This is a genomic window from Desulfobacterales bacterium, from assembly GCA_034003325.1.
Lineage (GTDB): Bacteria > Desulfobacterota > Desulfobacteria > Desulfobacterales > JAFDDL01 > JAVEYW01.
Map to the genome: position 1 here is coordinate 137,128 of JAVEYW010000012.1, position 9,620 is coordinate 146,747.

The 9,620-nt window shown below is 40.8% G+C and carries 11 protein-coding genes; 10 read left to right on the top strand and 1 reads right to left on the bottom strand.

Annotated features, from left to right (window positions below):
• Positions 1-8: 8 nt before the first annotated feature.
• From RBT11_14000 to RBT11_14045, 10 genes are all read left to right on the top strand, one after another.
• Positions 9-416 (top strand): universal stress protein, encoded by a 408-nt coding sequence (locus RBT11_14000; protein MDX9787893.1) that lies wholly within the window; start codon positions 9-11, stop codon positions 414-416.
• Between the two features lie 225 nt (positions 417-641).
• Entirely contained in the window at positions 642-1,145 is a 504-nt protein-coding gene (locus RBT11_14005; GenBank protein ID MDX9787894.1) for a hypothetical protein, read from the top strand.
• A 219-nt stretch (positions 1,146-1,364) separates the two neighbouring features.
• A complete protein-coding gene (locus tag RBT11_14010) occupies positions 1,365-2,150 on the top strand; it encodes an enoyl-CoA hydratase-related protein (protein MDX9787895.1) in 786 nt (261 codons plus the stop codon).
• A 24-nt stretch (positions 2,151-2,174) separates the two neighbouring features.
• Positions 2,175-2,783, top strand: coding sequence for a nitroreductase family protein (locus tag RBT11_14015; GenBank protein ID MDX9787896.1), 609 nt, complete (start codon positions 2,175-2,177; stop codon positions 2,781-2,783).
• Positions 2,784-2,933: 150 nt separating this feature from the next.
• Entirely contained in the window at positions 2,934-4,277 is a 1,344-nt protein-coding gene (locus RBT11_14020; GenBank protein ID MDX9787897.1) for an IS701 family transposase, read from the top strand.
• A gap of 46 nt (positions 4,278-4,323) precedes the next feature.
• Positions 4,324-4,929: a TetR/AcrR family transcriptional regulator gene (locus tag RBT11_14025; GenBank protein MDX9787898.1), complete on the top strand. Its 606-nt coding sequence runs from the start codon at positions 4,324-4,326 to the stop codon at positions 4,927-4,929.
• A gap of 66 nt (positions 4,930-4,995) precedes the next feature.
• On the top strand, positions 4,996-5,787 hold the full coding sequence (locus RBT11_14030) for an acyl-CoA dehydratase activase (GenBank protein MDX9787899.1): 792 nt from the start codon (positions 4,996-4,998) through the stop codon (positions 5,785-5,787).
• An 85-nt stretch (positions 5,788-5,872) separates the two neighbouring features.
• A complete protein-coding gene (locus RBT11_14035) occupies positions 5,873-6,646 on the top strand; it encodes an acyl-CoA dehydratase activase (protein MDX9787900.1) in 774 nt (257 codons plus the stop codon).
• 209 nt (positions 6,647-6,855) lie between these two features.
• Positions 6,856-8,124: an IS4 family transposase gene (locus tag RBT11_14040; GenBank protein ID MDX9787901.1), complete on the top strand. Its 1,269-nt coding sequence runs from the start codon at positions 6,856-6,858 to the stop codon at positions 8,122-8,124.
• Positions 8,125-8,348: 224 nt separating this feature from the next.
• Complete coding sequence (locus tag RBT11_14045; protein MDX9787902.1) at positions 8,349-8,933, top strand: cytochrome c3 family protein; 585 nt, start codon at positions 8,349-8,351, stop codon at positions 8,931-8,933.
• 188 nt (positions 8,934-9,121) lie between these two features.
• Here the strand turns inward: RBT11_14045 and RBT11_14050 are convergent.
• Positions 9,122-9,620: hypothetical protein (locus RBT11_14050; GenBank protein ID MDX9787903.1), on the bottom strand; the 499-nt coding region annotated here is incomplete at its 5' end.

Genomic DNA, 9,620 nt, shown 5'->3' on the forward strand with positions numbered 1-9,620 from the left:
ATTCGCAAATGAAAATTCTATTAGCATACCATAAGGTCATGAGCGAAGACTCGCTAAGGCTTAGCATGGACCTGGCTAAAGCCGTTAATTCGGAAGTTCTGATTGTTACTTCTTTGATGTTCGGGGACAAGGGAGAAGCTTTAAAACCCCAAATGAGTGAAGCTATGAAGAGAATCGAGGAGGTGAAAAAACGCTTTATTGAGGCCGGCATTCCATGTGAATCTGAGATATTGACGCGTGGCGCGGACCCAGGTAACGCGATAGTTCAGTATGCAAAAGAAAAGGAATGCAATTTAGTCATTATTGGAGTGCGCCTTAGGTCTCAAGTTGGGAAGCTCTTAATGGGATCAACAGCTCAATATGTCATACTGAACGCCCATTGCCCTGTATTAACCTTTAAGGAAAAAACGTCTTAAATCAACTTTCGGGGATGGTAGGCAGCATGTTTTTAATCATATTATTTTGATATAATTAGTGTCTGTCCGAAAACAATATCTCCCTGATATCGGTCGAAATAGTTAATTTTTTGCTTACAATAAAATACTTCTTGTGTTTAATATGATATCAATAAAATCAATATGATAAGGATTTTCAGAAATAAAATTCACCCAATCAGAAGAAAATCTTCACAGGTGGTATCCATGCGATTTCGATCTATTCCCCAGTTGCGCATTGATGGAGTTTCTATCAAAGATATTGAACTGGACCTTTCATCCCGGCATGGTCTCATTGCCATCCTTTACGCCCTACACCCTCTTCAGGAACGTTATGACCATAAAATTCAAGCCTGTAGCTTTGATAAAGGCGTCTGGACCCCCACCAATTTGGTAGCGCTTCAGAAGCTGGTGCCTTTGACAGTATTACCCAAAAAAGGCGGACTTAACAGTGCCGATAAGCAAAGGGAGCATGCCGCGCCTTTCAAAAAAATACGCAACTGGCATTCAGGTGTAGAATCCTGCATCCATTCCCTGGTGTCCGCCAATAGGCTTAACCGCTGCCGGGACAAAGCAAGAACAGGCTATGACCGGTATGTCGCGATGGCGGCAATCGGACGGAACTTACTGACCCTTGGTCGCATTTTAATTGAGAAAGAACATCAACGCCAAAAGCAGGACAATCCGCTACAGGCGTTGATCGCTGCTTGACGCGATCAAAAATAGACAAAAAATACTGAAAACACAGGAGAATTGTTCCTAAAAACTACACAAATTTTCAAATTTTCTCTAAAAACTCAAATTCTTATTCTTTATGCGCTAAAACCGGCAGCCACTTTGATGCCGGGGGATAGGAAATTTTTAAAATCGCGCCGAAATCAAGCTCTTTTCGGGCAAACACAAGCTATATTGGTAATAGGGAGAAAGAATATGGCCAAATTAAAAAACACCGTAGAATATGAAATTAAAGGACATATTGGTTACGTACATATTGATAATCCTCCTGCAAATATTCTTAACCGCACTATTTTGGGCTCGTTAGAAGTCGCCTTGCAGGCGTTGATCTGTGATAATGATGTATTAATCATTATTATCACAGGCCGAGGGGAAAAATTTTTCGCGGGTGGTGCTGATATAAATGAATTTAAACAGTTAAACCAAAAGTCAGGTGAAATTTGGCTAAGTTTTTTTCAAAAGGTGTTTTCTCTGATTCATCATTCCACCAAAGTTGTGATTGCTGCTATTAACGGATATGCTCTGGGCGGTGGATGTGAACTGGCGTTGGCATGTGATTTAAGGATTGCTTCCGAAAATGCAAAATTTGCTCAACCAGAGGTTAACTATAACATCATCCCGGGAGCTGGAGCAACCCAGAGACTCACACATTTAATTGGACTTGGCCGGGCAAAGGATCTCATTTTTACTGGACGCATAATTGACGCTAAAGAAGCATATCAAATTGGACTTGTAAACAGGGTTGTTCCTCATGAACAATTGATCAATGAAGCTCAAAACCTGGCTCAGGAAATATTAAACAAAGGTCCCATTGCGATAAAGTTCGCCAAGGAGGCAATTAATAGCTCTTTGGAATTTTCGCTTCGAGATGGCCTGGATTTAGAACTTAGTTTATTTGGAAAAATTTGTGCAACCGAGGATAAAAACGAAGGAGTAGACGCTTTTTTCGAAAAACGAACCCCTAATTTCAAAGGAAAGTAAATAAATGTTGCTGGAGGAAATAATATGGAATTGATGCAAGCGATCAGGGAAAGAAGAAGTGTACGACAATTTCTGGATAAGCCGGTTGAGAAAGATAAAATCCAAAGAATTTTGGAAGCAGCGCATTCGGCGCCGTCAGCATCTAACTATAAATTTTGGTACTTTATCGTTGTCCAAAATCAAAAAAAAAAAGAATTATTTTCGGAATGCTTTTATGACGAAGTTATAAAATATAAAAAAACACTGAATGAAACTTGGCAACAAAGGCTTGATCATTTTTCAACCGATTTTGTGATAAAAGTTCCTGTCCTAATCGTTGTTTGCGCTGATCCCAATAAAACTAAACAGGGAGAACCCGGAAAAGGTCAACATATTCTGAGCACTTGCATGGCGATACAGAATTTAATGCTGGCTGCGCATGGAGAGGGATTAGGTACGGTTTGGATAACGCGGTATAACAAGGAAAAGGTAAGAAAAATTTTCGATATTCCTTTTAGCGTCGTTCCGCTTGGCGTCATTCCTTTAGGATATCCAGAGCACATACCCGAAAAATCGGCATTTTCAATTGCGGGTTGGGTTCCAGATGAATCTTTGGATGATCACGTGTATATTGAAAAATGGGGAATGAAATAATTTGACTTAGTAACATTCTTTTGTTGACATTTAATACGTTGGAAAGTAAATAAAAACCTATGAAAACAACCCCGGAGAAAAAGATTTAACCATAGGAGAAAAATTTATGAAAACCCGCAGGCAGCGCTTGCGGGGATTGCCGGGAGATTCATGTCTTTTGTGAACACCTACAGTGAGCATTTTGTTCTCAGCACCCGCGATGTTACTGAAAAAGCTCGACAATATACTCGTGGTTTGATGCAGGCGGGTTCCCGCAAAAACATGGACCGCATGGCTGAAGTTGTTCCTGATGCAACGTCGAGAAACCTTCAACAATTTTTGACCCATTCCACTTGGGATGATCGGGCTGTAATCGACCATGTGGCGCATGATGTAAACAATCTTATCGGAGACAGTAAATCCACCAGCCTTATTATCGATGAAAGCAGTTTTGCCAAGCAGGGGAAAATGTCTGTTGGAACTTCCCGTCAATGGTTGGGGCGACTTGGAAAAACTGATAATGGGCAAGTTGCTGTGTTCGGTGCCCTTGCAAACAATAGGTTTGTTTCGCCAGTTGATGTCCGGTTGTATCTCCCCAAAGAATGGACCCGTGATCGAAAGCGGTGTGATAAAGCGGGCATACCGGAAAATGAACGAAAATTTCATACAAAGATAGAGCTTGCGCTTAAAATTGTTGAGCAGGCGCGTGAAAACCGTCTGAATTACGGTTGGATTGGCGCCGATGCCGGTTACGGAAAAAGCCTGGGATTTTGTACAGCATTGGCCAAAATGTCTGAAATTTTCGTTGTCGATGTTCACTCTGATTTTTTTGTATATACGGAAGACCCAAGCCCCTATATTCCTGAGAAAAAGACAAAGACCGGCCGCCAGAGCAAAAAGTATAGAACTGATCATGCGCCAAAGGGGGTTGGTGAGGTAGTAACCTCTATTCCAGATAGCGACTGGACAGTTGTGGAACTCCGTGACACCACACGTGGCAAGCTGAAAGTCAGTGCCTGGGTGCAAACCGTATACATTTGGGATGAAGGCTCCTCTGAGGTTCATCGGTGGCACCTGGTAGCGACGAGAACACCCGGGAGCTATTCGGATATCAAAATATCCATCAGCAACGCCCCGGAAACGACTACGCTTAAACGCCTTGCTTGGATGCAACGTCTGCGCTTTTGGGTCGAACGCACTTTTGAAGATGCGAAAAGCGAGTGCGGCATGGCGGATTACCAGGTTCGCAAATGGAGTGCCTGGCATCACCACATGGCTTTGGTGATGATGGCGATGGTGTTCATGCTTTCTGAGAAAATCAAACATGAAGATGATTATCCACTTCTTTCTTGCGCTGATATTGAAGACCTTCTTGCACATTTTCTTCCGAGACGTGACACGACTCGAGATGAAGTGATACGTCAAATGGAAGAGCGACATCGACAACTTAAAAAATCTATTGATTCGCGCATCAGGCGCCAGCGCCTGCTAAAAATGGCGCGAGCGCAATACTGAATGTTACGAAGTCAAATTAATAAACGCTTATTTTGGGATTAGATTGATGAAAGCTAAAAAAGCCGATAAAAGCCAGCGATATGCGGAATTGCTCGACCATGCTGTAAAATTGTTTGAAAAAAAAGGTTACTCCAGCACGACCATGCGTGATATTGCAAAAGCAATGAACTTAACGCAAGGGAGCTTATATTACTATATAAAAAAAAAAGAGGACTTATTAATAAAAATACATAACATCATTATTGATATCATTTTAGATAATGCAAACTCAATAACTGACGACATGGCAACAATAGAAAAACTTAACATTATCATGACGGCCATTATAGAAACTGTGGCCCAGAAAAGGTCATATGTTTCTGTATTTTTGAAGGAATATAAGCATATTCAACCAGAAGTGTATCAAAATGTTATTGCGAAAAGAAAAAAATTTGAAAAATTTATTACTGGTATTATTGAAACGGAAATTAGGAGGGGCGATTTTATTGATGTTGATCCCCAGCTTGCTTTTATGGCCCTGATGGGTATGTTTAACTGGTCATTACAATGGGTGGATATTAAGGGGCGTTGCTCACTTGTAGAAATAAAAAATAGTTTTTTGCGTATTTTTTTTTATGGTATGCAAAAAAGAAATTTGGATCAAAAAGAATAACAGTTTTTGAAATCATAAAATTTTGGCATCAACAGTTTAATTATAAGGTTAAACGGAGGGATTGGAATGTGGGCTGGAATAGATATTGGTTCTTTATCGGCTGAAGCCGTAATTATGAATAGTGAAAAAATACTTTCCTATGCAATTCTTCCGACAGGTGGAAACAGCATTAAAATAGCAGAAAAAGTATTTCAGAAAGCTGTTTCATTTATTAAGAATGTATCCGAGTCTGATATTAAATATGTTGTTGCAACAGGTTATGGAAGAGTAATTGTCCCTTTTGCCGATAAAAATATAACCGAAATCACATGTCACGCGAAAGGCATTCATTACCTTCATCCCTCCGTGAGAACAATCTTAGATATGGGCGGTCAGGATTGCAAAGCTATTCGATGCGACGAAAGTGGAAAAGTCATCAATTTTGTTATGAACGATAAATGTGCCGCCGGAACTGGTCGTTCCTTGGAAATTGTCGCGCATGTATTGGGCGTTGAACTTGAAGATCTCGGTGGTATGTCTCTTGGAGCTAGTAAAGAAAGCAAAATTAGTTCAAGATGTGCAGTATTTGCCAAATCTGAAGTTTTATCATTAAACAGGGCTGGAGTCCCCAAAAATGAAATAGTTGCAGGGGTTCATGATGCTATCACTGATAACGTATTAGAACTTGTTTCCAGGGTAGAGATCGAAGAGGATTTCGCAATTACAGGCGGGGTAGCAAAAAATAAAGGAATTGTTAAAAAAATTGAAGAAAAAACAGGCTTACGACTTATCATCCCATTCGAACCTCAAATTATAGGTGCATTGGGTGCAGCCTTGTTTGCAAGAGAGGCTTCACTCCAAGCATATATGCTCGATTAATAAATTTTATTTTTACTGTTCCTTTTTTAATTAGCAACCTAAATATGACATTTGGATCATATGAAGACAAAGGAATTAAATTATTATGACAGGGATCTTTGGTGGCATCGATATCGGAAACAGGAGTATTAACGCCGTCCTTATTGACGACCATAATATAATACTTTCATCATACTCTAAATTTACTCAAGAAAATGCTATAATTGGTGCTAAACACGCATTAAATAAGGCCATTGAGTTATCTGGTAAATCTTTTGAGGATTTAAAGGTTATAGTTGCCACCGGTGTGGGAAAAAAGTGGATAAACTTTGCGAATAAGAAATCTTCGGAAGTTGTGTGTCAAGCCCTCGGTGCATCATTACTATATCCGCAAGAAATGACCATAGTTAATATCGGAGCCGAAAGCTACAGAGCTATTAATGTAAATGAAAGAGCAGTTGTTACTAATTACGTGGAGAACGATAAATGCGCTGCGGGATCTGGTATTTTTTTAGAGGAAATGTCATCGGCTTTGGGCGTCGATATAGAAAAAGCTGGCGAGATATGTTTCAATTCCCCCAGAATCGAAAAAATAAGCAGTTTCTGTGCTGTATTTGCCGAATCAGAGGTGGTTTCAGCAATCCATCGTGGTATTCCTATCGAAGAATTACTGGCAGGTGTTCACGAAGCTATAGTGGAGAGAATTGCTTCGATAGTCAGGCGAGTTAAGCCGAATAAAGAAATCGTTCTCACAGGAGGCCTGGCAAATAATATTTGTTTAAAAAAAATGCTGCAAGAAAAATTAGACATTACTATTATTGTACCGGAAAACCCTACGGTAGTAGGGGCTTTGGGGGCTGCGATTCAAGCAAAAAGATAAATAATAAAACTATACTCAATGCCGTTTCCTTAAGGAACTTAAATTCGTTAATATTTAAAAAATACAATTTGTTATGCTATAAATACATTGTTCTTTTGCATCAATAAGAAATTCAAAAAAAAGGAGAGAACAATGCTCAAAAACGAAAAAATTGGCATGGAACCTGAATTGGCAAATGTGTGCCACAACTAATCGTATCCATTAAGAATATGATCTTTTCAGAAGATTTTTGTCTAAGAAACAAAGAAAATGAACGTGATTTTGTCAGAACAAGGCTTCTGCCGTTCCATGAACTAATTTTCTTTTTACTGAACATGAACAACCAATCCTATCAAGAAAAATTGGATCGCTATTTTCAGGTCCTTCACCATGCAGAAGTTCACGAGCGCGTGTTGTACAAAGGCAGTTTATCCAAAGCCCGCGCCAAAATGAAACATGAAGCCTTTATGGAACTAAACGATCACTTGGTAAATTTCTTTTACGATCATTTCAGGCCGGACATATGGTTCGGCTTCAATCTCCTCGCCGTTGATGGCTCAACCCTTCGATTGCCGCCGCATGAGGCGGATATAGCCGATCATTTTGGCGTTTGGACGTCCACAAAGGGAGAGAAGGCTTGCCCAAAAGCCCGCGTTTCCCAAATGTTCGACGTGCTCAATAAAATAACCGTTGACGGCATCATCAACCCTAAAAGCGATTGGGAAAGAGAAGTTGCAGCGTTTCATTTCCTGAAGTTACAGCCCCAGGATCTTATCCTTTTGGATCGCGGGTATCCAGCGCACTGGCTTTTTGGCTTGATACTTTCAATGGGCGCGAACTTTTGCGCCAGAATTTCATATAAGCGTTGGAGCGCAGCACGAAAATTCTATCTTTCCGTCAAAAAGGAACAAATCTCCAAGAGTTACCCCTCCCCTCAATCCATCCGTAAATGCTACGAGATGGGGATTGATAAAAAGCCGCTAAGGGTCCGCTTTATTCGCGTTGAACTGGATTCCGGTGAAACGGAAATTCTTGTTACCACCCTGATGGACATGAAGAGATATCCATATGAGCTTTTTTCGGAGTTATACCATCTGCGCTGGCCGGTGGAAGAGGATTATGAAACCTTAAAATACCGCCTTCAGGTGGAAAACTTTTCCGGCAAGACAGTTCGTTCCGTTTATCAGGATTTTCATGCCAAACTGTTTTCAAAGAACCTTGTAGCCGCTGTTGCAAGAACAACCAAACAACAAATTTTTTTAAAATCGGAGAAACTCAAGCATGTGCATCAGATAAATTTTACCCAAGCGCTTGTAAAAATGAAACATACGATCATTCTTGTTTTTCATAGAACCAGCAAAAAAGTCACTGAAATTATCGAAAAGCTAAGAACCATATTCATTCAGACAAAAGAATCCGTGAGACCCAACAGAAAATTTCCAAGGCGACACAGGGTCAAACAACGTCGGTTTTTCTATGAATACAATACCAATTGTTAAGGAAATGGCATTGAATGTATACATAAACAGTTGGACGAAACAGTATTTTGTTGGTCACTGATCATGAAAGTAGTTGCCATGCGATAAGGCAGAAAACGTGCACTTCACCAAATTGGAAAAAAATGGGCGCGCTGACCCAGATGGGTTATATGTGTATAAAATTCAAGTATTAATCCAGATGGCGAAGATGTAAAAGGTGAAGAGTGTAGGATCGTTGTTGAAAAATGGGACTCATGGTTCAACTTAATTTGAATTTGCATAAATTTATATTTATAAATCTAATCCGGCAAAGCCGGATGCTGGAATGCTGGGATTCTGGGATGCATAAAAGCCATCTTTCACCTTCGGCGAATATACACGCAAAAGCGTGCATGTTTCTGGTAAAGGGTCTAAAACTTTTTATTATGGTTTTAGTGCATTTGATTGCAATAAACCTTCATGCTTTTGAAGTGCCGGAGAACATCATCATGAATCAATTTTCTGGTATTCCCTTGAGGCAGAAAAAACAAAATCCCTTTTATGACATTTACAATCCAGTACGCATGCCGCATGAAATTCATTTAACTATGGATTGTGAAATTTGTCACCATAAATGGGAGGCCCAGATGGATTCTCCAGGTAAATGTACGTCTACAGGTTGCCATGACGTACTAAATCGAAGTTTAAATGTGAAAAAAATAAAAACCGCTTCTTTTGCATACCACAGCCTAAACAACAGCAAGAGCTGCATCGGATGTCATCATTTAAGGAAAATCGGCGGAGAGACATCTGGTCCTATAACTTGTTCAAAATGTCATACCTCGGATTGAACGTGTCCTTCCGGCTGTTACCTCCGGTTAAGAATGGACCCACCGGAGCGTTTTTTTGGACCCACCCGAAAGTTGCCGGTTTCAGGATTTAGCCAATCATTATTCCGGTTTCGGACCCCGCAGGCAAAAAATTAAAAAGACCCCGCCCACCCGGCCTGTTTGTTCTGGCTTGATTTATAGAGATGGATCTATTGATGTGGTAAGCGTAAAGAAATGAGTCTTTCGATCAAGGTGAAGAGTTCTTCAACCTTTTTTTCGAGACTGGCTATCCGTTCCGAGATGGTGGGAAGAGGGCTTTCCTGAGAAGGCGGTGGTGTGATGGAGAGCATGCCGGAGAGGATGTCGCCGATTTTGGCCGGCGATGTTTGATTCTTTCGATAGGCAGCTGGTTTTTCATCCATCCTTTGGGCATTACGCTCTTTTAACCAGCTGACGCTCTCGGTAAAGCCGAGTCTTAAATGCGCCATCACCATTTCGATATGGTTGAAATTGCGCTTACAGGCAAAGCATCTGGCCAGGTTCGTTTTCAATTGAATGGAGGTATCAAAACCGCCGCACAGGGGGGTTGAGGATGATGGAGCTACGGTAAAAATCGCCCCGCCGCCGGTGCAGTTGATTCCCAAAAGCATTGCCTCCGAGGGATTGCTGGCCCATATCGTGGTAGCCAAGTTTGCCGATGCCTTGCCC